The sequence below is a fragment of the Kribbella shirazensis genome, assembly GCF_011761605.1.
GTDB lineage: Bacteria > Actinomycetota > Actinomycetes > Propionibacteriales > Kribbellaceae > Kribbella > Kribbella shirazensis.
Genome location: NZ_JAASRO010000001.1, coordinates 2338553 through 2364396 on the forward strand (window position 1 = coordinate 2338553; position 25844 = coordinate 2364396).

The 25844-nt window shown below is 69.9% G+C and carries 25 protein-coding genes; 19 read left to right on the forward strand and 6 right to left on the reverse strand.

Features of this window, described 5'->3' with window-relative positions; all coding sequences use genetic code 11:
- Positions 1 to 26: 26 nt before the first annotated feature.
- From BJY22_RS11505 to BJY22_RS11515, 3 genes are read right to left on the reverse strand one after another with little or no spacing between them, the layout of a single operon-like run.
- The gene (locus tag BJY22_RS11505; RefSeq protein WP_167206034.1) at positions 27 to 821 is read right to left on the reverse strand and encodes an alpha/beta hydrolase; all 795 of its coding nucleotides are present in this window, start codon (positions 819 to 821) and stop codon (positions 27 to 29) included.
- Between the two features lie 25 nt (positions 822 to 846).
- The gene (locus BJY22_RS11510; RefSeq protein WP_167206036.1) at positions 847 to 2025 is read right to left on the reverse strand and encodes a THUMP-like domain-containing protein; all 1179 of its coding nucleotides are present in this window, start codon (positions 2023 to 2025) and stop codon (positions 847 to 849) included.
- A gap of 10 nt (positions 2026 to 2035) precedes the next feature.
- Positions 2036 to 2647: a peptidoglycan-binding domain-containing protein gene (locus BJY22_RS11515; RefSeq protein ID WP_167206038.1), complete on the reverse strand. Its 612-nt coding sequence runs from the start codon at positions 2645 to 2647 to the stop codon at positions 2036 to 2038.
- Between the two features lie 266 nt (positions 2648 to 2913).
- Between BJY22_RS11515 and groES the strand changes: the two genes are divergently transcribed.
- The 10 genes from groES (at position 2914) to BJY22_RS11565 (ending at position 12208) form a co-directional block, all read left to right on the forward strand.
- Positions 2914 to 3210 carry a co-chaperone GroES gene (groES, locus tag BJY22_RS11520; RefSeq protein ID WP_130384566.1) on the forward strand — a complete coding sequence of 99 codons (297 nt, stop codon included), beginning with the start codon at positions 2914 to 2916 and terminating at the stop codon, positions 3208 to 3210.
- Between the two features lie 128 nt (positions 3211 to 3338).
- Positions 3339 to 4958 (forward strand): chaperonin GroEL, encoded by a 1620-nt coding sequence (groL, locus tag BJY22_RS11525; RefSeq protein WP_167206039.1) that lies wholly within the window; start codon positions 3339 to 3341, stop codon positions 4956 to 4958.
- Between the two features lie 88 nt (positions 4959 to 5046).
- Complete coding sequence (locus tag BJY22_RS11530; protein WP_337758532.1) at positions 5047 to 5523, forward strand: GNAT family N-acetyltransferase; 477 nt, start codon at positions 5047 to 5049, stop codon at positions 5521 to 5523.
- Between the two features lie 199 nt (positions 5524 to 5722).
- A complete protein-coding gene (locus BJY22_RS42895) occupies positions 5723 to 5959 on the forward strand; it encodes a helix-turn-helix domain-containing protein (RefSeq protein WP_202891074.1) in 237 nt (78 codons plus the stop codon).
- Between the two features lie 111 nt (positions 5960 to 6070).
- Complete coding sequence (gene shbA / locus BJY22_RS11540) at positions 6071 to 6694, forward strand: RNA polymerase sigma factor ShbA (protein ID WP_167206043.1); 624 nt, start codon at positions 6071 to 6073, stop codon at positions 6692 to 6694.
- The gene (locus BJY22_RS11545; protein WP_167203108.1) at positions 6687 to 8228 is read left to right on the forward strand and encodes a hypothetical protein; all 1542 of its coding nucleotides are present in this window, start codon (positions 6687 to 6689) and stop codon (positions 8226 to 8228) included. The genes shbA and BJY22_RS11545 overlap by 8 nt, the downstream gene beginning before the upstream one ends.
- A gap of 150 nt (positions 8229 to 8378) precedes the next feature.
- Complete coding sequence (guaB, locus tag BJY22_RS11550) at positions 8379 to 9893, forward strand: IMP dehydrogenase (protein WP_167206045.1); 1515 nt, start codon at positions 8379 to 8381, stop codon at positions 9891 to 9893.
- Between the two features lie 28 nt (positions 9894 to 9921).
- Positions 9922 to 11028: a GuaB3 family IMP dehydrogenase-related protein gene (locus tag BJY22_RS11555; RefSeq protein WP_167206047.1), complete on the forward strand. Its 1107-nt coding sequence runs from the start codon at positions 9922 to 9924 to the stop codon at positions 11026 to 11028.
- Complete coding sequence (locus BJY22_RS11560; RefSeq protein ID WP_167206048.1) at positions 11025 to 11756, forward strand: alpha/beta fold hydrolase; 732 nt, start codon at positions 11025 to 11027, stop codon at positions 11754 to 11756. Before BJY22_RS11555 ends, BJY22_RS11560 begins: the two co-directional genes overlap by 4 nt.
- A gap of 53 nt (positions 11757 to 11809) precedes the next feature.
- Entirely contained in the window at positions 11810 to 12208 is a 399-nt protein-coding gene (locus BJY22_RS11565) for a hypothetical protein (protein WP_167206050.1), read from the forward strand.
- Here the strand turns inward: BJY22_RS11565 and BJY22_RS11570 are convergent.
- The gene (locus BJY22_RS11570) at positions 12205 to 13113 is read right to left on the reverse strand and encodes a TIGR03086 family metal-binding protein (RefSeq protein WP_167206052.1); all 909 of its coding nucleotides are present in this window, start codon (positions 13111 to 13113) and stop codon (positions 12205 to 12207) included. The genes BJY22_RS11565 and BJY22_RS11570 overlap by 4 nt on opposite strands.
- Before the next feature lie 71 nt (positions 13114 to 13184).
- Positions 13185 to 14633, reverse strand: a complete 1449-nt coding sequence (locus BJY22_RS11575; RefSeq protein ID WP_167206054.1) for a hypothetical protein — start codon at positions 14631 to 14633, stop codon at positions 13185 to 13187.
- Between the two features lie 91 nt (positions 14634 to 14724).
- Here BJY22_RS11575 and BJY22_RS11580 point away from each other — a divergent pair, with 91 nt between their 5' ends.
- From BJY22_RS11580 to bsaP, 4 genes are all read left to right on the forward strand, one after another.
- A complete protein-coding gene (locus BJY22_RS11580) occupies positions 14725 to 16317 on the forward strand; it encodes a succinic semialdehyde dehydrogenase (protein WP_167206056.1) in 1593 nt (530 codons plus the stop codon).
- Positions 16314 to 18014 (forward strand): GMC oxidoreductase, encoded by a 1701-nt coding sequence (locus tag BJY22_RS11585; RefSeq protein WP_167206058.1) that lies wholly within the window; start codon positions 16314 to 16316, stop codon positions 18012 to 18014. The genes BJY22_RS11580 and BJY22_RS11585 overlap by 4 nt, the downstream gene beginning before the upstream one ends.
- Before the next feature lie 516 nt (positions 18015 to 18530).
- Positions 18531 to 19526 (forward strand): biotin synthase BioB, encoded by a 996-nt coding sequence (gene bioB / locus BJY22_RS11590; protein WP_167206060.1) that lies wholly within the window; start codon positions 18531 to 18533, stop codon positions 19524 to 19526.
- A complete protein-coding gene (gene bsaP, locus BJY22_RS11595) occupies positions 19523 to 19708 on the forward strand; it encodes a biotin synthase auxiliary protein BsaP (protein ID WP_167206062.1) in 186 nt (61 codons plus the stop codon). Before bioB ends, bsaP begins: the two co-directional genes overlap by 4 nt.
- 8 nt (positions 19709 to 19716) lie before the next feature.
- Here bsaP and BJY22_RS11600 read toward each other — a convergent pair whose 3' ends face one another.
- Entirely contained in the window at positions 19717 to 21183 is a 1467-nt protein-coding gene (locus BJY22_RS11600; RefSeq protein ID WP_167206064.1) for a S8 family peptidase, read from the reverse strand.
- Positions 21184 to 21464: 281 nt separating this feature from the next.
- Here BJY22_RS11600 and BJY22_RS11605 point away from each other — a divergent pair, with 281 nt between their 5' ends.
- From BJY22_RS11605 to BJY22_RS11625, 5 genes are read left to right on the forward strand one after another with little or no spacing between them, the layout of a single operon-like run.
- Positions 21465 to 22754: an adenosylmethionine--8-amino-7-oxononanoate transaminase gene (locus tag BJY22_RS11605; protein WP_475418542.1), complete on the forward strand. Its 1290-nt coding sequence runs from the start codon at positions 21465 to 21467 to the stop codon at positions 22752 to 22754.
- Complete coding sequence (locus tag BJY22_RS11610) at positions 22754 to 23875, forward strand: 8-amino-7-oxononanoate synthase (RefSeq protein WP_167206068.1); 1122 nt, start codon at positions 22754 to 22756, stop codon at positions 23873 to 23875. Before BJY22_RS11605 ends, BJY22_RS11610 begins: the two co-directional genes overlap by 1 nt.
- On the forward strand, positions 23836 to 24528 hold the full coding sequence (gene bioD, locus BJY22_RS11615) for a dethiobiotin synthase (protein WP_167206070.1): 693 nt from the start codon (positions 23836 to 23838) through the stop codon (positions 24526 to 24528). Before BJY22_RS11610 ends, bioD begins: the two co-directional genes overlap by 40 nt.
- A 19-nt stretch (positions 24529 to 24547) precedes the next feature.
- Positions 24548 to 25642 (forward strand): cytochrome P450, encoded by a 1095-nt coding sequence (locus tag BJY22_RS11620; protein ID WP_202891075.1) that lies wholly within the window; start codon positions 24548 to 24550, stop codon positions 25640 to 25642.
- Complete coding sequence (locus BJY22_RS11625; protein WP_167206074.1) at positions 25639 to 25836, forward strand: hypothetical protein; 198 nt, start codon at positions 25639 to 25641, stop codon at positions 25834 to 25836. Before BJY22_RS11620 ends, BJY22_RS11625 begins: the two co-directional genes overlap by 4 nt.
- The last annotated feature ends 8 nt before the right edge of the window (positions 25837 to 25844 follow it).

Sequence of the window (25844 nt, forward strand, 5' to 3'; positions counted from 1 at the left end):
ATGTGCTCGTCGCGCAAGCTCGTGGGTTACCGGGTGATCCGGTCGAGGAAGGCGAACAGGGCCGATTTGGCCACGGCGCCCTCAGTGCCGTCCAGGAGGTCGACGCCGTGCGCGGTCGAGTCCGGGACCACGACCAGCTTCTTGTCCTTGGCAGGTACGGCGGCGAAGTCCTTGCGCACGTCCGCGACGGGCAGGCGGTCGCGGTCGCCGGCCAGGTACAGCGTCGGCACCCTGAGTTTCGCGGCCAGTGGCGTGGTCGGCATTCGATGCTCCACGTCGTACCAGGACGCGCAGCTCAACACGGCGACACCGGAGACGGCGGGCTTGATCATGGTGCCGCCGATCATGGATACGCAGCCACCGACGGAGCCGCCGGCCAGCACAACCTCGGTCGCGCCGGCGGCCCGCACCTGGTCCACGACGGCCTGCAGTTCCTTGACCCGATCCAAGCCGGTGAGGGTGCCGTACTCCCACAGCGCGACCCGGTAGCCACGGGCGACGAGCTCGGTCGCGACACCGGACCAGTCGCACGGTGATCCGCCCCACTCGTACGACAACACAACGGCCCGCTTGGCGCTACCCATGTGCACGCCGCTGACCTCAGTGCCGCCGGCAACCGGCGCGATGAACGCTTTCGCGCCCTCCGACGGGCATCCGGCCATGATCCCGGCCGGGGCGGACGATGCCGGCGAGCTCGGCGGCGGGACGGACGCCGTCGACGAGCTCGGTGGCGGCGTGGCCGGATCGGACCCGGACCCGCATCCGGCCGAACCGAACGTCAGGACGACGAAAATGACCGCGGACCGACCGACGTTCAGCATGGCCACCTCCCGGGCGCGACACCAGTTATACAGGTCCCTCGGCCGTGGCGCCGGGCGCGACTCGGCGGCAGGAGTAGGCGACTGCGTCGCGGTCGATGCGGGTGATGACGAGTGTCGCCGATGCGGAGCCTTTCGGCGCGAGCTTCTTCCGTAGCTGGGCCGGGTCGAGGTCCACGCCGCGCTTCTTGATCTCCAGCGTGCCGATGCCCTGACTGCGGACCCAGGCGCGTAGTGCCTTCTCCTTGTACGGAAGCTCCTCCAGCACTTCGTACGTCGAGGCGAGTGGAGTCGGGACGTACTCCGCTGCGGTCACGTAGGCAATGCGCGGATCCAGCAGCCACCCGTCGACGGCTGCGGCGACCGCGGTGACCAGACCGGCGCGGACGACGGCGCCATCGGGCTCATAGATGTACCGACCGACCGGACCGGTGTCGGCCTCGGGTGCCTGCGTGACTGTCGCTTCACTCGGCAGCAAGGTGGCTCGGCGTGGAGTGCCGCCGTACAACTCGCCGGACCAGAGAGCTGCCTCCTTCACCTCGCCGGCGTCACTGATCCACTCCGCTTCCACCCTGTCGGGGATGGCGTCGTGCGGGATGCCCGGGGCGACCTTCACGCAGGCCGTCCGCTCCAGCAGGGCGGTGACGAACGACCACGGTGGTGAGTAGGCGTTGTGATCGAACAGTCGTCGCCCGTCCGCCCGCCGCGCCGGGTCCGCGAACACCACGTCGTACGGCGTGAGGTCGGTGGACTCGGCTTCTCCGACCAGTACGTCGCCTGGGAGCTCCAGTGCGGCCAGGTTGGCGCGGGCGGTCGCTGCTGTCTCCGGATCGCGTTCGACGCCGGTGACGTGCAGTCCGGCGCGCGCGGCGGTGATGAGGTCGCCGCCGATTCCGCATCCCAGGTCGACCAGGCCGGCGCCGGGCAGGGTGGCTGCGAGACGTGCGGCGCGGTGGGCGCCGACTCGGGTGCGCGTGGCTTGTTCGAGGCCGTCGGGCGTGAAGTACATCCGTTCGGCGTCGGCACCGAACTTGGCGACGGCGCGGTGGCGCAACGACGCCTGAGTCACCGCAGTCGTGACCAGCGTCGCGTCGTACCGACGCCTGAGCTTCTCGACCAGCTGCAGCTCACGGCCCGGCTGGTACGCCGTACACGCCGCAGCCAGCACCTCGGCGCCAGGCCCGTCGAGCAACGCGGTAACACTCACCCCGGCAACTCTAGAGGGGGCTGGAACACCCCTTGCTCCAGCTGCGGGTTGCCATCGAGTAGAGCCGCCAGTTCATCGCGGAGCGGGTCTTCGGGCCGTAGATACCGTCCACCACGAGACGGTGCTTGGTCTGGACCGCCCGGACCGCTGCTCTGGTCCTGCTGCCGTAGATGCCGTCGACGGCGAGCTTGGTGCCGTAGCAGAAGTTCAGGTTGCGCTGGAGGACCTGGATGGCGGTCTCGGGGTCGCCGGTGCGGTTGGAGCCGCGGAACGGGTCGTCGCCGTACATCAGGTTGCAGGTGGTGCTGGTGCTGCCGAGGATCGACGGCATCGGGATGCCCCAGGTGCGGTTCACCGGTACCAGGCGTGCGGACCTGCACTGCGGCAAGGCGGCCGCCGCTCTGAGCTCGGCGGCGGTGGCTTCGTGGGCGGCGGGCTGATCGGTCTGGCCTGTCCGGTCCGTTTGGCCTTGGGGTGCCGGAGCGGGCGCGCCGGCCGCCGGCGGGGACTCCTGTTTCGAGGCGTTGGCGGCGACGGCTCCGACGGCGACCGCGCCGACCGCGGCCAGCAGTGCGATCGTCCGGCCGGACAGCTTCGGCAGTGACGGCAGCGAGAACGCCATGGCCCCTCCTTCGGTCGCTCTGGGAGAACGGTCGCATGCGCAGGCGGGTCAGGCCCAGCGTTCGACCACATTCCGTACCTGCCCCGTCACCCCGGCTCCGGAGATTGGTTTGGCACTCGAGTTGACCGAGTGCTAATCGCGGCCTAGATTCGGTGTTGGCACTCTCGGTGTGAGTGTGCCAACGGTCCGGCCTCCTGACCCCCGCGACGGCAGGGGAGCGCGACCACATGTCACAGACAAGCGAATTCGACCGTGGAGGTCAGCAAGTGTCGGTCACGATCAAGCCGCTCGAGGACCGCGTCCTCGTCGCGCCGCTCGAAGCCGAGCAGACCACGAAGTCCGGTCTGGTGATCCCGGACACCGCCAAGGAGAAGCCGCAGGAGGGCGAGATCCTCGCCGTCGGCCCGGGCCGGATCGACGACAACGGCAACCGCGTCCCGCTGGATGTCGCAGTCGGCGACAAGGTCATCTACTCCAAGTACGGCGGCACCGAGGTCAAGTACGACGGTCAGGACTACCTGATCCTGGGCGCCCGCGACATCCTCGCAGTCGTCAGCAAGTGACGAGCGCTCGCTGTTCCTGACTGACACCGCCCTGGTGCCGGAGACCGGTGCCGGGGCGGAGTCGGTGTGGAGCCCGCGAGCCCGGAACCTGCAACGAAGAGCGATTTCAGAGAGGGACTGGATTTTTCATGCCGAAGATCCTCGAGTTCGACGAGAACGCGCGGCGCGCGCTGGAGCGCGGCGTCGACAAGCTCGCGAACACGGTGAAGGTGACGCTGGGGCCGAAGGGCCGCTACGTCGTCCTGGACAAGAAGTGGGGCGCCCCGACCATCACCAACGACGGTGTCACCGTCGCCCGTGAGGTCGAGCTGGACGACCCGTTCGAGAACCTTGGTGCGCAGCTGACCAAGGAGGTCGCGACCAAGACCAACGACATCGCCGGTGACGGCACCACCACCGCGACGGTGCTGGCGCAGGCGCTGGTGCACGAGGGTCTGCGGGCGGTCGCCGCCGGCGCGAACCCGATGGGTCTCAAGCGCGGCATCGAGGCGGCCGTCGAGGCCGTGTCGGCCAAGCTGGTCGAGACCGCCAAGCCGGTCGACGACAAGGGCGACATGGCCCACGTCGCGACCATCTCTGCCCGCGACGCCGAGATCGGCGCCCTGATCGCGGACGCGTTCGACAAGGTCGGCAAGGACGGTGTGATCACCGTCGAGGAGTCGAACACCTTCGGGACCGAGCTCGAGTTCACCGAGGGTATGCAGTTCGACAAGGGCTACATCTCGCCGTACTTCATCACCGACGCCGAGGCCGGCGAGGCGGTGCTGGAGGACCCGTACATCCTCATCCACCAGGGCAAGATCTCCGCGATCGCGGACCTGCTGCCGCTGCTGGAGAAGGTCGTGCAGTCCGGCAAGGCGCTGCTGATCATCGCCGAGGACGTCGAGGCCGAGGCGCTGTCGACCCTGGTGGTCAACAAGATCCGCGGCAACTTCACCTCGGTCGCCGTCAAGGCGCCGGGCTTCGGTGACCGCCGCAAGGCGATGCTGGAGGACCTGGCCGCGCTCACCGGCGCGCAGGTCGTGGCCCCCGAGGTCGGGCTGAAGCTCGACCAGGTCGGCCTCGAGGTGCTCGGTTCGGCGCGCCGGATCGTGGTCTCGAAGGACAACACGACCGTCGTCGAGGGCACCGGCAAGGCCGAGGACATCGAGGGCCGGGTCAGCCAGATCAAGTCCGAGATCGAGCGCACCGACTCCGACTGGGACCGCGAGAAGCTGCAGGAGCGGCTGGCCAAGCTGGCCGGCGGCGTCTGCGTGATCAAGGTCGGCGCGGCCACCGAGGTCGAGCTGAAGGAGAAGAAGCACCGGATCGAGGACGCGGTGTCCGCGACCCGGGCCGCGATCGAGGAGGGCATCGTCGCCGGCGGCGGCTCCGCTCTCGTCCACGCGGCCACCGTGCTGGACAAGGACCTCGAGCTCGACGGTGACGAGGCGACCGGTGTCCGGATCGTCCGCAAGGCGGTCGTCGAGCCGCTGCGCTGGATCGCCGAGAACGGTGGCTACGAGGGGTACGTCGTCGTCGCCAAGGTCGCCGAGCTGGAGTCGGGCAACGGCTTCAACGCGGCCACCGGCGAGTACGGCGACCTGCTCGGCAGCGGCGTCCTGGACCCGGTCAAGGTGACCCGGTCCGCGCTCGCCAACGCCGGCTCGATCGCCGCGCTGCTGCTGACCACCGAGACCCTGGTGGTCGACAAGCCCGAGGAAGAGGAGCCCGCCGCAGCCGGTCACGGCCACGGTCACGGTCACTGATCCACAGGCAGTAGTTCGACAGCACACAAGCACCGCCCGGCAGACAACTGCCGGGCGGTGCTGCTTTGCGGAAACTAATCTGCGTATGGTGACGATTTCTTTCCGGAAAGACGGCGGCATCCGCGATCGCCGCGCCGAGGACCTGCCGGTGTGCGTGCAGTTGTTGCGGGAGGTGCACCAGCGCGCCGGGTACCCGATCAACTGGCCGGGTGATCCGGTGCGGTGGTTGACGCCGGACGGGGCGCTCGGGTGCTGGGTCGCGGTGGACAAGGACCGGGTCGTGGGGCACGTAGCGCTGACCGCGGTGGACGACCGCGCCGAGGTCGAGCGGTTGTTCGTGGATCCGGAGGCGACGCGGAAGGGGATCGGACGGCGCTTGCTCGAGCACTGCGTGACGACCGCGGCGGAGCTCGGGCGGGAGCTCTCGCTGGAGGTGGTCGACGACCGCGGTTCCGCCATTCACCTGTACCGGCGGGCCGGATGGCTGGAGACCGGTCGTACCCCGATCGACTGGGGCGGCGACCGCGCCTCCGAGCTCATCCGCTTCGCCGGTCCTAAGGGATGAGGATCGCCCGGCCGCGTGGCCTCGCTGGTGGAGACCGTCGTACCGGTGCCGCCGTTGCGGGAGCGGACCGGGGACGTGCTGCCGTTGGCGCGGTACGCCGCCCGACGCGCGCGCGGACGGGATGTGGAGTTCACACCGGCGGCGCAGCGGGTGCTGACCGATTACAGCTGGCCGGGGAAACGTCGCGCAGGTACAGCGCGTGGTGAAGACGGCGGCCCGGCGTACGGACGTCATCGACGTACCGCATCTGCCGGGGGAGCTGCGGTCCGGGCCGAGTCATCGGCTGAGCCGGATCGAGCTGTTCGAGCGCGACGAGATCATCCGGGTCCTCGCCCGGCCCGGGGTGTCGATGAAGGACGCGGCCGCCGAACTCGGCATGAGCCGCGCGACGATCTACCGGAAGATCGCCCAGTACGGGATCCGAACCGGCCAGTAGTGACAGATCGTGACCGAAAGAAGGGCTTGACCACGAATTGCCACTATGCAATGGAGATTGAGAGCCGTACCATCTTTCAGGCTGACCGGTCCGAAAACGAGGGGGCGAGGGGTGACAGAGGTCCGAGTGCCTGACACCCACGACCGGGTCGAGCTCAGGGATCTTGCCGCGCTGGCCGGCGACGGGGACCGGACAGCTCTCAACGACCTGCTCACCAGGGTGCGCGCTGTGGCGCACCGTTACGTACGGTCCCGTCTGTGGACCTATCCCGGCGGCGCCGACATGGTCGACGACGTCGCGCAGGAGGTTTGTGTGGCGGTGTTCGGCGCGCTCGGCCGGTACCGCGACGAGGGGAGGCCTTTCGAGGCTTTCGTCTACGGCATCGCGGCCCGCAAGGTCGCCGATGCCCAGCGTGCGTTCGCGGTCGCCGACGTCTCGACGCCGGACCTGCCGGACGGCGCGGACGAGTCACCGACGCCGGAGGAGCGGGCGGTACGGCAGTCAGAGATCCAGCACGCCATCGGCCTGCTGGACAGATTGCCGGAGAAACTGCGTGAGATCCTCCGTCTGCGCGTCGTTGCGGGGTTGTCAGCCGAGGAGACCGGCCGGGCACTGGGAATGACACCGGGGGCGGTGAGGGTCGCACAGCATCGGGCGTTGAACGCGCTCAGGGGGTTCGTGGGGCATGAAGCACAGTTGGAACGAGGAGCAGCAGGGGAGGGGCATCATGGCTGACCGTTTCGACCTGGACGCGATCGAGGCCGATGACGCACTGCTCGATCTGCTGGCCGCCGGTGGGGAGTCCGCCCGTACGGCGGGCGAGCACGACCCGGCCGTCCAGATGCTGGCCGAGCTGCGGCTGGCGGTGGAGGTCGAGGACGAGCTCCCGGTGGAGACCATCGACGATCCGGAGAGCTTCCTGGCGCGCTGCGCCGCGCTGAACCCGATCACCGACCCGTTCGCCCGCAAGGTGGCGACCCGCGGTCTGGCGGTCGGGGTCGCCGCGGTGGCCGCGCTGTCGGTCTCCGGGGTGGCGGCGGCGGTCACGGGTGACCCGTTGTCGCCGTACGAGAAGGTCATCGAGAAGATGGTCGACGCGGTCCGGCCGCAGACCAGCTTCCCGAAGGAGGACCTGGACGGCCTGCCGGTCGTGGACCGGTCGAAGATCGTCAAGGTCGGCAAGAACTACCAGGCGAAGGCCGAGGCCCAGCAGTCCGGCTCGGTCACGGGCAAGGACGAGTCCGGCGACGAGCCGCAGGCGCGGGCGGGCGAGGACCCGCCGCGGCTGGTCCTGCCGCCCGAGGGCAAGGCCTTTGCGAAGGACTGGCCGCTGACGCTGCCGACCGACGAGCAGAAGACGACGCAGGATCCGGGCAAGGACGAGGGCGGCGTCAAGCCGACGACGCCGGTCCCGACGGACGTCAAGCCGACCACACCGCCGGACTCGACCACGACCGACGACTCGCAGGACGAGCCGACGGACACTCCGACGGACACTCCGACCGACGCGCCGACGGACGAGCCGACCGGCACGCCGACGACGCCGACGGAGGAGCCGACGGAGACCACGTCGCCGACCCCGACGCCGACGGACACGACCACCACGACGCCGCCGTCGAACGTCGAGAACGGGACCGGCGGCACCGGCGACAACACGACGGGTGACTCGACCGGCGACAACGGCACCGGGACGGACCCGACCGGCGACTCCGGCACCGTGGACTCCGGCGGTGGCAGCGCCGAGCCGGGAGCCGGCGAGACCACGGCGCCGACGGACGGTACGACGACCGCGCCCGGCGGCACGAGCGGCACCGACGACACCAGCGGCACCGACACCGGTGGGACGACCACCATCCCGGACGCCGACGTCACGCAGGTACCGGAGGCCGTCAAGGACGCGGTGACGTTCGTGGTCGACGCGGCGGTCGCACCGGTCGTACTGCCGACGCCGACCGGGGAGCCGCCCACGCTGAAGAGCGCCGAGCGCTTCTTCGGCAAGCCCGACGCGACCGCGAAGTCCGCGGCGAAGGCCAAGGCACCCGCGAAGGCCAAGTCGACCGCGAAGGCCGCCGCGAAGAAGACCGCGAAGCACTCGAGCGGTCAGGTCTCCGTGGGCTCGGTCCGCAAGACCTACGCGACGGGCAAGCACTCCAGCGGTCAGTACCCGGAGGGCAAGCACGCGGCGATCGCCCGGACCCACGGCTCGACCGCCGACGAGGCTGTGCTGCAGATCCTCGAGATCGTCAACCTGCCGACCCAGCAGCGGTAACCACCCGGTCACCGACCGCCCGCCGCGCAACTGCGGCGGGCGGTCGCCGGTGAGCGGCCGGGCGGCCTGTGGACGGGGGATTCGGGGCACCGTCACGGCGCGGATAGGATGGGGTTCCGTTCTCGCCGTACAAAGGTGCTCGTTTTCCCCATGGACATCACCCCCGCTGGAGTTCCCGACAAGTTCGCCGTCCTCGGCCTCACCTTCGACGACGTACTGCTGCAGCCGAACGAGTCCGACGTCATCCCGTCCGAGGTCAGCACCCGGAGCCGGGTCAGCCGCAACGTCTGGGTGAACATCCCGCTGCTGTCCAGCGCGATGGACACCGTCACCGAGGCCCGGATGGCGATCGCCATGGCCCGTCAGGGCGGCCTCGGCGTGCTGCACCGCAACCTCGCGATCGAGGACCAGGCCCAGCAGGTCGACCTGGTCAAGCGCTCCGAGTCCGGCATGATCGCGCAGCCGATCACGATCGGCCCGGACGCCTCCATCGGCGAGGCCGACGCGCTCTGCGGGCAGTACCGGATCTCCGGCGTCCCGGTGGTGGACGACGCCGGCGTCCTGGTCGGCATCGTCACCAACCGTGACATGCGGTTCGAGACCGACCTGTCCCGCCCGGTCCGCGAGGTGATGACCAAGCAGCCGCTGATCACCGGCAAGCAGGGCATCGCCGCGGACGACGCGATGGCGCTGCTGAGCAAGCACAAGGTGGAGAAGCTGCCGCTGGTCGACGAGGCCGGCAAGCTGACCGGCCTGATCACGCTGAAGGACTTCGTCAAGCGCGACAAGTTCCCGCTGTCCACCAAGGACGCGTCCGGCCGGCTGATGGTCGGCGCCGCGATCGGCTTCTTCGGCGAGGCGTACAAGCGGGCCATGACCCTGGTCGAGGCCGGTGTCGACGTGCTCGTCGTGGACACCGCGCACGGCCACTCGAAGGCCCAGATCGAGATCATCCGCAAGCTCAAGGCCGACCCGGCGACCCGTGGCGTCGACGTCGTCGGCGGCAACGTCGGGACCCGCGCGGGCGCGCAGGCGCTCGTCGACGCGGGCGCGGACGGTGTCAAGGTCGGCGTCGGCCCGGGCTCCATCTGTACGACGCGCGTCGTGTCCGGTGTCGGCGTGCCGCAGGTCACCGCGATCTACGAGGCGTCGCTGGCGTGCAAGCCGGCCGGTGTCCCGGTGATCGGCGACGGCGGCCTGCAGTACTCCGGTGACATCGCGAAGGCGCTCGTCGCGGGTGCGGACACGGTCATGCTGGGCTCGCTGCTCGCCGGGTGCGAGGAGTCGCCGGGCGACCTGGTGTTCATCAACGGCAAGCAGTTCAAGGCGTACCGCGGGATGGGTTCGCTGGGCGCGATGTCGTCGGCCGGCGGCCTGCGCAAGTCGTACTCCAAGGACCGCTACTTCCAGCACGACGGCGGCTCGGACGAGAAGCTGATCGCCGAGGGCGTCGAGGGCCAGGTCCCGTACCGCGGCCCGCTGTCGGCCGTCGCCCACCAGCTGATCGGCGGCCTGCGGCAGTCGATGTGGTACACCGGCGCCCGCACCGTGCCGGAGCTCCAGGAGAACGGCCGCTTCGTCCGGATCACCTCCGCCGGTCTCCAGGAGTCCCACCCGCACGACATCCAGATGACGGTCGAAGCCCCGAACTACTCGGGCCGCTGACCCCGCCTGCCAACCGAAGGAACACCAGATGACCGAGATCGAGATCGGCCGCGCCAAGCGCGGGCGGCAGGCGTATGCGTTCGACGACATCGCGATCGTGCCGTCGCGGCGGACGCGGGATCCCGAGGAGGTCTCGGTCGCCTGGCAGATCGACGCGTACCGGTTCGAGCTGCCGATCCTGGCCGCGCCGATGGACTCGGTGATGTCGCCGGCCACCGCGATCGCGATCGGCAAGGCCGGCGGTCTCGGCGTGCTCAACCTCGAAGGTCTCTGGACGCGGTACGAGGACCCCACGTCGTTGCTCGAGGAGATCACCTCGATCACCAAGGAGCAGGCGACGCACCGGTTGCAGGAGATCTACTCCGCGCCGATCAAGCCCGAGCTGATCTCCCAGCGGGTGCAGGAGATCCGCGACTCCGGCGTGACGGTCGCCGGGGCGTTGTCCCCGCAGCGCACGAAGCAGTTCGCCAAGCACGTCGTGGACGCGGGCGTCGACCTGTTCGTCATCCGCGGTACGACGGTGTCGGCCGAGCACGTGTCCGGTCAGGCGGAGCCGCTCAACCTCAAGCAGTTCATCTACGACCTCGACGTACCGGTGATCGTCGGCGGCTGCGCGACGCACCAGGCGGCGCTGCACCTGATGCGGACCGGCGCGGCCGGTGTTCTCGTCGGCTTCGGCGGCGGCGCGGCGCACACCACGCGCAAGGTGCTCGGCGTCGCGGTGCCGATGGCCTCGGCGGTCGCGGACGTGGCGGCGGCGCGGCGGGACTACATGGACGAGTCCGGCGGGCGGTATGTGCACGTCATCGCGGACGGCTCGGTCGGGCGGTCCGGTGACGTGGCGAAGGCGATCGCGTGCGGCGCGGACGCGGTGATGGTCGGTTCGCCGCTGGCCCGCGCGAGTGACGCCCCGGGCGGCGGGTACCACTGGGGCGCCGAGGCGTGGCACCAGGACCTCCCCCGCGGCGAGCGGGTCGAGGTCGGCGTCACCGGCACGATGGAGCAGATCCTGTTCGGCCCGTCCTGGGTCCCGGACGGCACGATGAACCTCGTCGGCGCCCTCAAACGCGCGATGGCCACCACCGGCTACACGGAGCTCAAGGAGTTCCAGCGCGTCGAAGTCGTCGTCGGTTGAGCACTGGAATACTCCTCCTCCACGGTTCGAGTGGTACGCCGGACCTGGAGCGTGCTCGGCTGCTCGAGGCGGAGGGGTACGACGTACTCGCGCCGCAGTGGTTCTCCGGCGCGATCAGTGAGATCCCGCTCGAGTCGTTCCCGCTCGACGAGCTGGCGGCGCGCAACGACCGGCTCGCGGTGATCGGGGTGTCGCGCGGTGCCGAGGCGGCGCTGCTGCTCGGGACCGTGGACCCGCGGATCGACGTGGTCGTCGCGATCTCCCCGAGTGCCTACGTCTGGCCCTGGATCGAGAACGAGCTGCAGACGTCGGCCTGGACGTGGAAGGGGCAACCGTTCCCGTACGTGCCGTTCGACCTGGCGTGGGAGCCCGACGACGACCCACCGCGGTACCGCGAGTTCTACCGGCAGAGCCTGCACGCGTACGGCGCCGACGCGGACACCGCCCGGATCCCCGCCGAGCGGTTCACCGGTGAACTGCTGCTGATCGCCGGCGGCGACGACCAGGTGTGGCCGTCGGTCGACTTCGCCGAGGAGATCGCCGAGGCGCGCGAGGACCTGCCCACCCGGACGATCACGGTCGCGGCGGCCGGGCACCGGCCGCTGTTCCCCGGTGAGCAGCCGAAGTCGGGCGGTCAGCGGATGGCCCGCGGCGGCTCCGAGGATGCCGACCGGGAGCTGGGCGCCCTCGCCTGGCGCGACCTGCTCCGGCTCCTCGCCGGTTCCTGATCCGACGGGCTTCGAGTTCACCCGGGTTGCACGGTTCTGGAAGGATTGCGGCCATGGGATGGTTCAGCCGACGGAGCAGCCAGGACACGGACAATGTTGCCCTCGCCGCGGCGCGGGCACAGCTGTCCCCCGACGACGTGGATCAGGTGCGGTTCCTGATCACCACCAAGAAGGCGGTGCACGCGGTCAAACTGGTCCGTGAGCGCACCGGCCTGGACCTCAAACAGGCCAAGGAGCTGGTCGACGACATCCGGCTCGGCCGCTACGTGCCGCCGACCACCGGTACGCCAGTGGTCCGCCGCCCGGGGACCAACCTGGCCGAGCGCACCCGCGCCCTCAAGGCCGCGGGAGAACTCCACCAGGCGACCGCCCTGGTCGTCTCCGAGACCGGCATGACCGAAGCCGAAGCCGGCCTCTTCGTCGGCGCCCTCCGCGCCGAACAGCAGGACTAGCCCTTCACGTAGGACAGCTTCTCCGCGATCTTTCCGTCGCGCAGGCGCAGTACGTCGACGCCGCGGACGTGGCCGCGGTCACCGGACGAGTCGCGCCAGGAGTACTGCCAGCGCACCACGGCCCGGTCGCCGAGCACGACGGTCTCCTCGGTCTCGAAGTGCGGGTCGGTGGTCTCCTCGAAGAGCCTCGCCCACTCCGCCCGGACAGCGTTGGCGCCCTCGAGCCGCACACCGTCCGGGGACGGCGACGTGGACTCGAACACGACATCCTCGGTGACCAACGACATCGCCGTGTCCAGGTCGCCCGCGTCGAAGGCAGCCCCGAACCGCTCGATCACCGAGGAGGCCGGATTCCAGCGCGGATCGCGGCCGAAGGCGGCGAGGAGGACGTCGGCGGGGTCGGCGAAGCCGTCGAGGCGTTCGCCGATCGCCCCGGACGACCGGTACAGCTCCTCGCGGCCGGCGAACCACGGCGCGACCTCGTCCACGAGTTCCGCGTCCATCCGCGGCGGGGCGCCGATCGCCACGGCCAGGTCCCAGCCGTGGATCAGATGGTCCGCCGCGAGCTGGCGCAGGTACTCGTGCGGATCCTCGTCGCCGTACGACAGGTGCACCTTGTCGATCGACCGCGTCGCCGCAGTCTCCGCCTCCCGGGCCGCGGACGCCGCCGCGCCGTACGGATCGTCCCCCAGCAGATCGCCGTCGAGGGCGTCCCCGACCTCGGCGATCGTCTTGCCCTCCATCAGTGGCACGGCCCAGCGCTCCTCGCCGACGACATGGTTCACCAGCGTCCGGACGTCCCAGTCCGAGCACGGTGTCGGCGCCGGCCACTGATCGGTTCCGACTGCGGCGACCAGCTCCGCGAAGTTCCGGACCGTGCGATTGTGCAGCTCCACGACATCCATGAGCTCCCCCTCTCAGCGTCAGAGTCCGCCGCGGGAGAGGGCCCGTCAAGCAGCCGGGCCCTTACCGCACCTCAACGACCGAGCTGCAGCTGCTGGGCGGCTTCGTGGGCGTGGTGGGACGCGGCGAGGTCGCCGGTCGCGGCGAGCAGGTTGCCGTGGTGCTTGTAGCAGGCGCCGGCGAGTTCCTTCATCGTCTCGTTGTCGTCGGCGAACGGGATGAGCGCGGTCGCAACCTCCGCGCACCAGCCGCCGAGGTCCAGCGCGAGCTCGGCGCGGCCGGCCTGGAAGTACGCCTGTGAGATGTCGAGCAGCAGCTGCGCCCAGATCGGCACGTACGTCGCCGTCTGGAACCGCATCCGGTGCGACTCGCGCTCGGACGAGATCGCGAACAGGTAGTGCGCCTCCATCCCGAGCGTCAGCGCGGCGTCGGCGTCCTGCGTCAGCAACGGCCGCACCAGCTCGGCCAGCTCGGTCGCGCGCACGGCGGCCGACTCCGGATCCGTCCGGCCCGAGACGGTCGCCAGCGTCATCCCCGGCGCGGGCTCGCTGAGCGCCACCAGCCGGTGGTACTGCTCGAACGGCCCGAGCTTGATCTCCGCGTTCTCCAGCGCCGCGACCAGCGTGTGCGGCAGGCCGCGGTCGAGCTCCTCGACCACGCGGGTCGCCGTCTCGGCGTCGGTGTCGTACGCCGTCCGCAGGCAGGCTTCACCCTCCAGCCGGCCGATACTCCCGAGGTGCTTGCCCTTGCGGACCAGGGCGGCCACAAGGGTCCGCATGTCGGTCGCGGAGTCCGAGTCGGCGAGCGTGTCGGCCGTGGTCAGCCCGATCTCGTCCGCCTCGAGCGCGAGGTCCATCCGGCCCTCGGCGGCGTGTACGTCGGCCGACACCGCCGTCGCCGTACACAGGTAACGGGCGTACGACAGCGACTGCGGGCTCTCGTTGATCTGGTCCGCGAGCTGGAGGAACAGCTGGGTGGCCGCATCCGCGGACGCGACCGCCAGCGCCGGATCGCCGTACCGCCGCAGGATGAGTGCGTTCATCGCGAGCACGCGGGCGAAGTCCGGCTGGTGCTTCAGCCCGTCCTCGCCGCCGACGAGCTGCCCGTACGCGATCACCGCGCCGTCCATCTCCAGTACGGCGGTGGCGCCGTGACCGCGATGGGCCTGGGTCATGGCGCGGCGGGCGCGGACGTCGGCGAGGAAGCAGGTGGCGTCGAGAACGCCGGCGTCCTGGAGCTCGGTGTAGCCGAGTTGCGCCTCGTGCAGCGCGGCCAGCGCCTCCTCGTGCCGGCCGGACGCGTTCAGCGAGCCGGCCAGCTCGTACTGCGTCGCGGCCATCAGGTGCTTGGCCTCGTAGTGGTTCGGGTGCCCTTCGGCACGCTCCCTGGCCAGCTCGATGACTCGCTGCTGGTACGGCCCGGCCTCGTCGGCGCGGCCTTCCTCGATCAGCACCTGGGCTGTCTGCAGTGCCTCACCGAGCTCGTCCTCAGGAGGCGTCCAGAGCCCCCCGCTGTCCACCATCTGTACGTTCCACCCCTTCGCAGGTTCAGCCGCTCAGCTTAACGGTCCTCTGATACTGACAGCCGCTATTACCGGCAGGTAGCCTTTGGATATGAGCGAGCAGACGTCGATTCCAGCAGACCCGGAGCTCGATCCGACCGCGTCGTACGCGACCGATCAGTCGGTGATCCGCCGGTTGTCGGGGCTGCTGCGCGCGACCGCCGGCACCAGGACGTCGTACGCGCCGGCCACCGGGCAGCCGATCGCGGACCTGCCGGTGTCGAGCGAGGAGGACGTGGTCGCCGCGGTCCGGGCCGCCCGGAGGACCCAGCAGACCTGGCGCCGGGTGCCGCTCGCCGAGCGCGCCGCGATCCTGCTGCGGTACCACGACCTGGTCCTCGATCACCGGCACGAGCTGGTCGACCTGATCATCCGCGAGTCCGGCAAGGCGCGGAAACAGGCGTTCGAGGAGCTCGCGCATGTCGCGCTGACGGCGCGGTACTACGGCCGCAAGGCGTTCGAACTGCTCGAGCCGCAGCGCAAGCTCGGGATCTTCCCGCTGCTCACCCGCGCCGAGGAGCGGTTCGTCCCGAAGGGCGTCGTCGGCATCATCTCGCCGTGGAACTACCCGCTCACGATGGCGATCTCCGACGGCCTCCCGGCGATCCTGGCCGGCAACACCGTCGTCCACAAGCCGGACAGCCAGACCCCGCTGACCGCGCTGCGCGGGATCGAGTTGCTGTACGAGGCCGGAGTGCCGCGGGAGGCGTGGCTGGCGGTGAACGGCGACGGCCCGACGGTCGGCGGCGCGCTCATCCAGAACGCCGACTACATCTGCTTCACCGGCTCGACCAGGACCGGCCGGCTCGTGGCGAAGCAGGCCGGTGAGCGCCTGATCGGCTGCAGCCTCGAGCTCGGCGGCAAGAACCCGATGCTGGTACTGCGGGACGCCGACATCCAGCGCGCCGCGGAAGGCGCCGTCCGGGCCTGCTTCGCGAACGCGGGCCAGCTGTGCGTCTCGATGGAGCGGCTGTACGTCGCCGACCAGGTGTACGACGCGTTCGTCACGGCGTTCGTGGACCGGGTGAAGAAGCTCCGCCTCTCGGCCGGCACCGGCTGGGACGTCGACATGGGCTCGCTGATCTCGAAGGCACAGCTCGAAACGGTCACCCGGCACGTCGAGGACGCCCGTGCGAAGGGTGCGACGGTCCTCGCCGGTGGTAGGCCGCGACCGGACATCGGCCCGCTCTTCTACGAGCCGACCGTGCTGTCCGGTGTCACGCCCGCGATGGAGTGCTTCGACAACGAGACGTTCGGGCCGGTGGTCTCGATCTACCGGTTCTCCGACGAGTCCGAGGCGATCCAGCGCGCGAACGAGGGCGAGTACGGCCTGAACGCGAGTGTCTGGACCCGCGACGGCCGCCGCGGCCGCGCGGTCGCCGCGCAGCTGATGGCCGGCACCGTCAACGTCAACGAGGGGTACGGCGCGACGTTCGGGTCGATCGACACCCCGATGGGCGGTATGCGGTCCTCCGGTCTCGGCCGCCGCCAGGGCGTCGAGGGCATCCGCCGGTACGTCGAGCCGCAGGCGATCGCGACGCAGCGGCTGATCCCGATCGCCGCCTCGCACGGCCTGTCCGACGAGAAGTTCGCCGAACTGATGACCGGCGCGCTGCGAGTGCTGAAGAAGATCGGCCGCCCGTGAGTTTCGACTACGACGTCGTCGTCATCGGGTCGGGTTTCGGCGGGTCGGTGTCAGCTCTGCGGCTGACCGAGAAGGGCTACCGGGTCGCCGTACTGGAGGCCGGGGCGCGGTTCGACGACGCGTCGTTCGCGAAGAACTCCTGGGACAAGAAGCGGTTCCTGTTCGCGCCGCGTCTCGGCTGGTACGGCATCCAGCGGATCAGCGCGCTGCGGGACGTGATCATCCTGTCCGGCGCCGGGGTCGGCGGCGGCAGCCTGGTGTACGCGAACACGCTCTACGAACCACTGCCCGCGTTCTACACCGATCGCCAATGGGCGCACATCACCGACTGGAAGTCCGAGCTCGCGCCGTACTACGACCAGGCGAAGCGGATGCTCGGCGTCACGACGTACCCGGGTTTCACGCCCGCCGACAAGGTGATGAAGCAGGTCGCGGAGGACATGGGCGTGGGCGACACGTTCCATCCGACGCCGGTGGGCGTGTTCTTCGGCGAGCCCGGTGTCGAGGTCGACGACCCGTACTTCGGCGGCGCCGGACCGCGCCGTACCGGCTGCACCAACTGCGGCGAGTGCATGACCGGCTGCCGCCACAACGCCAAGAACACGCTGATGAAGAACTACCTCTACCTGGCCGAGAAGGCCGGCGCGGAGGTCTACTCGCTGACCACGGTCACCTCGGTCGAACCGTTGCCGGACGGCGGGTACGCCGTGGACACCCGGCGTACGTCGAACCGCAAGGTCACGCGCCGGTTCACGGCCGGGCAGGTCGTGTTCGCCGCGTCGGCCCTCGGTACGGCGAAACTCCTGCACCGGCTGCGCGACGAGGGCAAGCTGCCGCGGCTGTCGGACCGGCTCGGCGTCCTGACCCGGACGAACTCCGAGTCGCTGCTCGGCGCGATCTCGCGGGACACCGACGTCGACTACAGCCAAGGGGTGGCGATCACGTCGTCGTTCCACCCGGACGAGATCACCCACATCGAGCCGGTGCGGTACGGGAAGGGCAGCAACGTGATGTCGTTGCTGCAGACCGTGCTGACCGACGGCGACGGGGACAAGCCGCGCTGGCGGACCTGGTTGCGCGAGCTCGGCGTCCAGCGGAAGAACATCCGGAAGCTGTACGACCTGAAGCACTGGTCGGAGCGGACCGTGATCGCGCTGGTGATGCAGACCGCGGACAACTCGATCACGACGTTCGGCAGGCGGGACCGGCTGGGCCGGTGGCGGCTGACGTCGAAACAGGGGCACGGCGCCCCGAACCCGTCGTGGATCCCGGTCGCGAATCAGGTGGTCCGGCGGATGGCGAAACTGATGAACGGTACGCCGGGCGGCACGATCGGGGAGCCGTTCAACGTCCCGATGACCGCGCACTTCATCGGGGGCTGCACGATCGGCGACTCACCGGCGACGGGCGTGGTGGATCCGTACCACCGCGTGTACGGGTACGACGGCCTGCACATCGTCGACGGCTCGACGATCTCCGCGAACCTCGGGGTGAACCCGTCGCTGACGATCACGGCCCAGGCCGAGCGGGCACTCGCGTTCTGGCCGAACAAGGGGGCGGCGGACCCGCGGCCGGCCGTCGGCGCGGAGTACCAGCGGATCCAGCCGGTGCAGCCCGAGCGTCCCGTCGTACCGGTCGAGGCCCCCGGCGCGCTGCGGCTGCCGATCTTCCCGAAGCAGCCTGTGACGGAGCCGTAACAAAACGGTGAGAATGCGTCAAATGAATAAGCCTCAGCAGTAAGTCTGCCGAGGCTCTGGCAAAAGGTCCGGAAAAGGGAGCAGGTCCCTCGGGAACGTTTCCGCCCAAATCGTTTCCCGAGGGACCCACTCAAGCCGGGGTGAGGCGCCCGGCGCTTTGGGATCGGGTCACCAACCATGGCTGGCGACCCGAGCTCTTGGTACCTACCTTACATCCGATTTCCAGGGGTTTCAGGCCTTGTGACCACTCTGCGTGCTGATCGTAATGATCGGCCTTTGTCGCCCTTGGTAACCGGGTGGCGGTCTTCCTTGCGGTAACCGCCTCTGCACACTTCAACGAGCCCATCTACAGGGGGTTACGAGGTTCCGCAGAAAAGTCCAGAAACTTTTCCCAGAGAGTGCGGAGCGTGTCCGTGAAGCACTTTCCCCGGATGTGTCACACGTGACGCCCGCCGCAGCTTCGGCGTACCTGCCTGCCTTACTGTGAGCCGACCGTTCTGATGAGGCAGGAGAGCTATGAACGACATCCTGGACGTGGCGCGCGAGCAGGTTCTGGAGCAGGGCACCGGGTTGAGCCAGGGGCAACTGGTCGAGGTTCTCCGGACGCCCGACGACCGCCTGCCGGAGCTGCTCGCGCTGGCGCACGACGTCCGGGTGAAGTGGTGCGGTGAGGAGGTCGAGGTCGAGGGGATCATCTCGCTCAAGACCGGCGGCTGCCCCGAGGACTGCCACTTCTGCTCCCAGTCCGGTCAGTTCACGTCGCCGGTGCGTGCGGTCTGGCTGAACATCCCCGAGCTCGTCGAGGCCGCCAAGGAGACCGCGAAGACCGGCGCCACCGAGTTCTGCATCGTCGCCGCGGTGCGCGGGCCCGACGAGCGGCTGATGAGTCAGGTGAAGGCCGGCATCGACGCGATCAACGCCGAGGTCGACATCAACATCGCCTGCTCGCTGGGCATGCTCACCCAGGCCCAGGTCGACGAGCTGAGGTCGTGGGGTGTGCACCGCTACAACCACAACCTCGAGTCGGCCCGCTCGTACTTCGGCGACGTCGTCACCACGCACTCGTTCGAGGAGCGCTGGGACACCTGCCTGATGGTCAAGGAGTCCGGCATGGAGCTGTGCTGCGGCGGCTTGGTCGGCATGGGCGAGACGCTCGAGCAGCGCGCCGAGCTGGCCGCACAGCTCGCCGAGCTCGACCCTCACGAGGTGCCGCTGAACTTCCTCAACCCGCGGCCGGGCACGCCGTTCGGCGACCTGGACGTGATGGACGGCAAGGATGCGCTGCGCACCATCGCCGCGTTCCGCCTCGCGATGCCGCGGACCGTCCTGCGGTACGCCGGCGGACGCGAGCTGACCCTCGGCGACCTGGGCACCCGCGAAGGCCTGCTCGGCGGGATCAACGCCGTCATCGTCGGCAACTACCTGACCACCCTCGGCCGCCCGGCGACCGCCGACCTGGACCTCCTCGCGGAGCTGAAGATGCCGGTCAAGGAGCTCCAGAAGACGCTATGACGTACTGCGGACGATGTGGCGAGGAGCTGACCGCCGGCAGTCACGAGGACTGCCGGCGGGCACTCGCCCTGGAGCCACCGCGGTACTGCGCCACGTGCCGCCGCCGGATGGTCGTCCAGGTCCACCCGATGGGCTGGTCGGCCCGTTGCTCCGTCCACGGGGAGCTGGCCGACCGCGTCTGACGCCAGCGCTAGCGGACCGCGTCTGAAGCCGCGACGACGTCGACCAGACCGTGACCCTTGTCGTACGACGTACTGCCGCCGCGCGGATCCGCCTGGTACGACGCTCCGTCGGTGTACCGGTGCGCCGTCGAGATCAGTGCGGTCTCGACCTGCGCCGGTGTCGCGGACGGGTTCGCATGGAAGAGTTGCGTGACGATTCCGGCGATGTGCGGCGCGGCCATCGACGTACCGCTGATCGTGTTGTAGTTGCCGCCGTCCACTGGTTGCAGGCCGGTCGAGCAGATGGGCAGGTAGACGCGGCAGGACGACGTGATGTCCTCACCAGGGGCCGAGATGTCCGGGTAGGTGGACAGCGTCCCGTTCTTGCCGCGGGACGAGTACGACGAGACCTTGCCGGCGCGGGTCCCGGTACCGAGATCGTTGTACGACGCAACGGACAGGATGCCGCCGGTCGGGTCCTGGCCCGGCGGGTTGGTGAGCGACGTGCTGCCGTCACCGCCGTCGTTGCCGGCCGCCCAGACCGTGACCACACCTTCGGCGGCGAGCGCGCGCTGCAGCTTGACCGTCGCCGAGTTCGGGTCGAACGCACCGCCGCCCGACGGGCCGTAGGAGTTGTTCGTGACCTTGATCGGCGGGCATGTGCTCGCCGGGACGCCGGCGCCGCACGGCGCCGCGTGGTTCTCGAGTACCCAGTTCAGTGCGGCGTCCGCGCCGACGATCAGCAACGCGGCCCCGACCGAGACGCTGACCAGCGACGCTCCGGGCGCGGCGCCGTGCATCTTCGTGCCGTCGGGGAGCGTGACCGGCCGTCCGGCGACGATGCCGTTGACGTGCGTGCCGTGACCGCCTGCTGACAACAGATCAGTGTCGGCCGAGCCGGCGTCGAGCGGCAGGCAGAGTGTCTCGGTCAGCGGGTCGCAGACGATCTTCAGGTTCTTCACCACGGCGGACGTTCCGTCGGCGTTGCGGAAGAACGGGTGCGCCGGATCCACACCGCTGTCGATGACGGCGACGCTGACGCCGCGACCGTCCAGCGACCTGCCGTCCGCGCCGGTCCGGGTCGCGATGGCCTCCGAACCGCGCGTGGCGGCGTTGGACGTGGCGAGCTTCAGCTCGATCGGCTGGTTGCCCTCGAGATAGGTGACGCCGGGCTCGGTGCGGGCGGCGAGGATCTGCGATCGGCTGCCTTCGGCAACCACCACGCCGATCTTGGCGTACGACGTCAGTTGCCGCAGGCCACTTGCCTTGGCCGCCTGCCGTGCGGCGGCGAGGTCGGTGCCGTGGACCAGAACCGTGGTGCGCTGCTGGAGCACCGGCAGCTTCGCGAGCCGGTCGAGCTGGCGGCTCAGGTAGGGCTGGACCGGTGCCGGCGACGATGCTGTCGACGAAGCGGCAGGCGCCGCGTGGACCGGCGTACCGATCGTCAGGGCCAGCAGAGCAGCGCCGGAGGCGGCGATCAGCGGTTTGGGGCGCATGGTGATCTCCTCACTGGGCGGCCGGCCGAAGCGCAGGGCGGGCGCTGAGTTACGGGCCGGTAACATGTGCTCCGGTCAATGTATGACCACAAGGTCGCCGTTGAGAAGGGCTCGCGGCCCGGGAGCGGGAATGGGCCTTGGGCAGTTCCTGTGTTTCACCGGTTCGGTGAGAGGTCCTGATCACATCCTGAGCACCTGCGGATCCGGGGTCGGCAGGGTGCTATTACCGTGGTGATTCCTCAGGATGGAGATGGGCGGTGGCACGGTCGGTGAATGCGTGGGTGGAGCGGGACGCCGAGCTGCTCTGGCATCCGTACTCCTCGCTGACCGAACCCTCGCCGGTGCGGCTCGTCCGGGGTGCGTCCGGCGTCCGGCTGCAGCTCGACGACGGAGCCGGTGGGACCGTCGAGGCGATCGACGCGATGGCGTCCTGGTGGTGCATGATCCACGGCTACCGGAACCCGGTGCTGGACGCGGCGCTGAAGAGCCAGATCGACGACTTCAGTCATGTGATGTTCGGTGGGCTCACCCACGAACCGGCGATCCGGCTGGCCGAGCGGCTGGTGGAGATCACACCGGAGCCGCTGCGGCACGTGTTCTTCTGCGACTCCGGGTCGGTCTCGGTCGAGGTGGCGATCAAGCTCGCGCTGCAGTATCAGGTTGCTCGCGGCAACCACGGCCGGACGCGGATGCTGACCGTCCGCGGCGGGTACCACGGCGACACGTTCGCCCCGATGAGCGTGTGCGACCCGGTCAACGGGATGCACTCCCTGTTCACCGGCGCCCTGAAGGACCAGGTCTTCGGCCCCCAGCCCCCCGCCGACTTCGACCGGCCGTACGACGACCCGGAACTGCAGACCTGGGCCGACGCTATGGCTGCGCTGGCAAAGGAACATTCGGATGAGATCGCGGCGATCGTCGTCGAACCCGTCCTGCAGGGCGCCGGAGGCATGTACCCGTACAGCCCTGCCTGCCTGCGCATCCTCCGGGAGCTCGCCGACCGCCACGGGTTCCTGCTGATCTTCGACGAGATCGCGACTGGGTTCGGCCGCACCGGGACGATGTTCGCCTCCGAGCACGCGGGTGTCGATCCCGACATTCTGTGCGTCGGCAAGGCGCTCACGGGCGGGTACCTGAGCCTGGCTGCGATGCTTTGTACGACGGACGTCGCGCACACTGTGTCGAACGGGCCGGGGGGTGCGCTGATGCATGGTCCGACCTTCATGGCGAACCCTCTCGCATGTGCGGTCGCCCTGGCGTCGCTGGACCTTCTGTTCTCCCAGGACTGGGCTGCAAGGGTTGCCCAGATCTCAGCCGGTTTGGACGCTGGATTACGTGGCGCCCGGGAGTTGCCCGGGGTCAAGGATGTCCGGGTGCTCGGTGCGGTCGGCGTCGTGCAGCTCGGTGGTCCGGTGGATCTGCCGCGGATGACGGCGGCCGCGTTACGGCGTGGGGTGTGGGTGCGGCCGTTCCGCGATCTCGTCTACACGATGCCGCCGTACGTCTGCACCGACGACGACATCGCCACCATCGGCGCGGCGATCACGGGTGCGGTCGAGGAGGCCGGCTGATGCTGGAGGACTGGCTCGGCCCGAAGGCCGCGGCGCTGGAGGCGCGCGGTCTCACCCGGCGGCTGCGTGCGCGGGCCGCCGACGACGACCTGATCGACCTCGCCGGCAACGACTATCTCGGTCTCGCCCGCGATCCACGGGTGGTGTCGGCGGCGGCCGCGGCCGTGCAGACCTGGGGGACCGGCTCGACCGCTTCCCGTCTCGTCACCGGTACGACGGAACTCCACGAGGATCTCGAAGCGGCTTTGGCGGCGTACACCGGGCAGGAGTCCGCGCTCGCCTTCTCGTCCGGGTACCTCGCCAACCTCGGTGTCGTCACCGCGCTCGGCGGACCGGGGACCCTGCTGGTGTCCGACGAACACGTCCACGCCTCGCTGGTGGACGCCTGCCGCCTCGCGCGCTCCCGGGTCGAGATCGTCCCGCACAACGACGTCGACGCCGTCGAGAAGGTGCTTGCCGAGCGCAACGAACCGCACGCGCTGGTGATGACCGAGTCGATCTTCAGTGTGCTCAGCGACGAGGCACCGTTGCCGGAACTCGCCGCGGTCGCCGCCGCGAACAACGCCGTACTGCTGGTCGACGAGGCCCACGGACTGGGTGTCAGCGGCAACGGTCACGGGTCTGTGCACGCGGCCGGGCTCGCCGGTCTCGATCATGTCGTCGTCACGATGACGTTGTCGAAGTCGCTGGCCTCGCAGGGCGGAGTCGTCCTCGGGCCGGTGGTGTTGCGCAAGCATCTCGTCAACCGGGCGCGGCCGTTCATCTACGACACCGGCCTGACCCCGGCGGCGTGTGCGGCCGCGCTTGCCGCGTTGCGGGTGCTGCAGGCCGAGCCGGATCGTCCTGCCGCGATTCATGTGGCGGCCGCGCGGCTGGCGGCTGCGTGTGAGGTGCCGCCGGCGCGCGGTGCGGTCGTGTCCGTTCCGATGCCCGGTCCGCGGGAGACCGTCCGCGCGGCGGAGTTGTGCCTGCGGAACGGCGTACGGGTCGGAAGTTTCCGGCCGCCGTCGGTTCCGGACGGGATCTCCCGGCTGCGGCTCACCGCCCATGCCGGCTTGTCCGCCGAGGAGCTCGACCGTGCGTGTGCGGTGATCGTCGACGCGATCGGCCAGGTCTCGTGATCACCTTCGTCACCGGGACCGACACCGACATCGGCAAGACGATCGTCACGGCCGCGCTCGCGGTGCGCGCCGGGGACTCGGTCGCGGTGGTCAAGCCGGCCCAGACCGGCGTACAGCCGGACGAACCGGGTGACCTCGCCGACGTCCAGCGGCTCAGCGGCGTGACCGCTCTCCACGAGGGCGTCCGGCTGCCCGAGCCGCTCGCCCCCACCACCGCGGCACGGCGTGCCGGGATCGAGCTGCCGTCGGTCGAGGAGTACGCCGCGTCGATCGACGGGCTCGCGGGCAGCTACGACACCGTGCTGGTCGAGGGCGCCGGCGGTCTGCTCGTCGGACTCGATGCTGACGGCAACAACCTGGCGGATCTCGCGGAGTACCTGACCACTCCGTTCAGGTTCGTGGTGGTGACGCGGGCCGGGCTCGGGACGCTGAACCACACGGCGCTGACCGTCGAGGCGCTGCGGTCCCGCGAGCTGCCGGTCGAAGGACTGGTGATCGGGTGCTGGCCGGCCGAGCCGGACCTCGCGGAGCGTTGCAACCTGGAGGATCTCCCGGCGATCACCGGGATCCCGGTGATCGGCCGGATCCCGGCCGGGGTCGGGACGTGGAGCCGGGAGGAGTTCGCGGCGGCCGTGCCGGGATGGTTCGCGTGAGTACGCGGGGACGGTGCGCGTGAGCGGGTGCCCGGCGCGGTACGACGAGGAGCTCGGGTACTGGGTCGTCGACGATCCGGCGCTGGCGCGGGAGGTGCTGCTGGACCCGCGGACGTTCCGGCCGGACAACGCCGTACTCGCACACACTCCGTTGTCGGTGAAGGCGTTGCGGGTGCTGTCCGGTGTGGGGTTCGCGGTCCCGCCGACGCTCGCCAACAACGCGGGGGAGTCGCACCGCCCGATCCGCGCCGCCGTGGCCCGGTTCTTCAGTCCGGCGCGGGTCGCCGCCGTCGAACCGCTGGCCCGCGAACTCAACACCGCACGCGTCGCGTCCGCCTCAGCTGCTCTCGCCGCCGGCGAACAGGTGGACCTGGTCCAGGCGATCGCCGCGGAACCGCCCGCTCTCGTCGTCCTTCACCTGCTCGGGTTGACCGACGTCGACGTACCCGCGCTCAAGGCGTGGAGCCTCGATTCCCTCGAGCTGTTCTGGGGCCGCCCGGACGAGGACCGGCAGCTGGAGCTGGCGCACCGCGCAGCCGAGTTCTACGGCTGGCTGCGGTCACGGACGACCGCCGCGCGGCAGGCGCCCGCCGACGATCTGTTCGGTGTGCTCGTCGGTCTGGGACTGAGCGACGAAGAGGTGTGCGCGGTCGGCTATTTCCTGTTGATAGCCGGTCAGGAAACCACGACCCAGCTCATCTCGACCGCCTTCCACCGGTCCCTCGGCACCCTGATCGAGCCGGCCGAGGTCGTCGAGGAGGTACTGCGGGACGCGTCGTCGGTGCCGACCTGGCGCCGGATCACCGCCGAACCGACGACCCTGGGCGACGTCGACCTCCCTGCCCAAGCCCCGGTGCTCCTCGGACTGACCGGCCACGGCGGCCCGGCTGACCTGGCCTTCGGCATCGGCATCCACCGCTGCCTCGGCGCCGGCCTCGCCCGCCTGGAGACCCGGGTCGCGTTGGAATGTGCCCAGGAACTGTTGACCGATGTGCGGTTGACGGAGGTCCCGCCAATGATCGATCTGCTGTCGTTCAGAGCTCCGAAGCGTCTTCTGCTTGTAACGCGCGGTAACACCCCGGACAACGCGCGAGGCTACCGTCCTGCGGTGTGAGCTTCCCATCTCGCCGCCGCGTCCGGCTGTGGTTCGGGCCGCATCAGCTCGCCGACTACATCGGCGAACCGGCGGCCGCCGCCCGGCACGAGGCCGCCATGCGGCGCCGCTTTCCGGGACTGGCCATCACCAACGAGCCGCTGCCGGTCGTCGCTCCGGCCGCGGATTACAGCCCTGCTGACCTGCACCGATAGGCTTGCCA

Coding starts and splice junctions, on each gene's coding strand:
- BJY22_RS11610 (WP_167206068.1), top strand. CDS start 22,754: ATGCTGGAGGACTGGCTCGGCCCGAAGGCCGCGGCGCTGGAGGCGCGC.
- BJY22_RS11580 (WP_167206056.1), top strand. CDS start 14,725: ATGAGCGAGCAGACGTCGATTCCAGCAGACCCGGAGCTCGATCCGACC.
- bsaP (WP_167206062.1), top strand. CDS start 19,523: ATGACGTACTGCGGACGATGTGGCGAGGAGCTGACCGCCGGCAGTCAC.
- guaB (WP_167206045.1), top strand. CDS start 8,379: ATGGACATCACCCCCGCTGGAGTTCCCGACAAGTTCGCCGTCCTCGGC.
- BJY22_RS11570 (WP_167206052.1), bottom strand. CDS start 13,113: ATGGATGTCGTGGAGCTGCACAATCGCACGGTCCGGAACTTCGCGGAG.
- BJY22_RS11505 (WP_167206034.1), bottom strand. CDS start 821: ATGCTGAACGTCGGTCGGTCCGCGGTCATTTTCGTCGTCCTGACGTTC.
- BJY22_RS11600 (WP_167206064.1), bottom strand. CDS start 21,183: ATGCGCCCCAAACCGCTGATCGCCGCCTCCGGCGCTGCTCTGCTGGCC.
- BJY22_RS11545 (WP_167203108.1), top strand. CDS start 6,687: ATGGCTGACCGTTTCGACCTGGACGCGATCGAGGCCGATGACGCACTG.
- BJY22_RS11575 (WP_167206054.1), bottom strand. CDS start 14,633: ATGGTGGACAGCGGGGGGCTCTGGACGCCTCCTGAGGACGAGCTCGGT.
- BJY22_RS11565 (WP_167206050.1), top strand. CDS start 11,810: ATGGGATGGTTCAGCCGACGGAGCAGCCAGGACACGGACAATGTTGCC.
- bioB (WP_167206060.1), top strand. CDS start 18,531: ATGAACGACATCCTGGACGTGGCGCGCGAGCAGGTTCTGGAGCAGGGC.
- BJY22_RS11555 (WP_167206047.1), top strand. CDS start 9,922: ATGACCGAGATCGAGATCGGCCGCGCCAAGCGCGGGCGGCAGGCGTAT.
- groL (WP_167206039.1), top strand. CDS start 3,339: ATGCCGAAGATCCTCGAGTTCGACGAGAACGCGCGGCGCGCGCTGGAG.
- BJY22_RS11515 (WP_167206038.1), bottom strand. CDS start 2,647: ATGGCGTTCTCGCTGCCGTCACTGCCGAAGCTGTCCGGCCGGACGATC.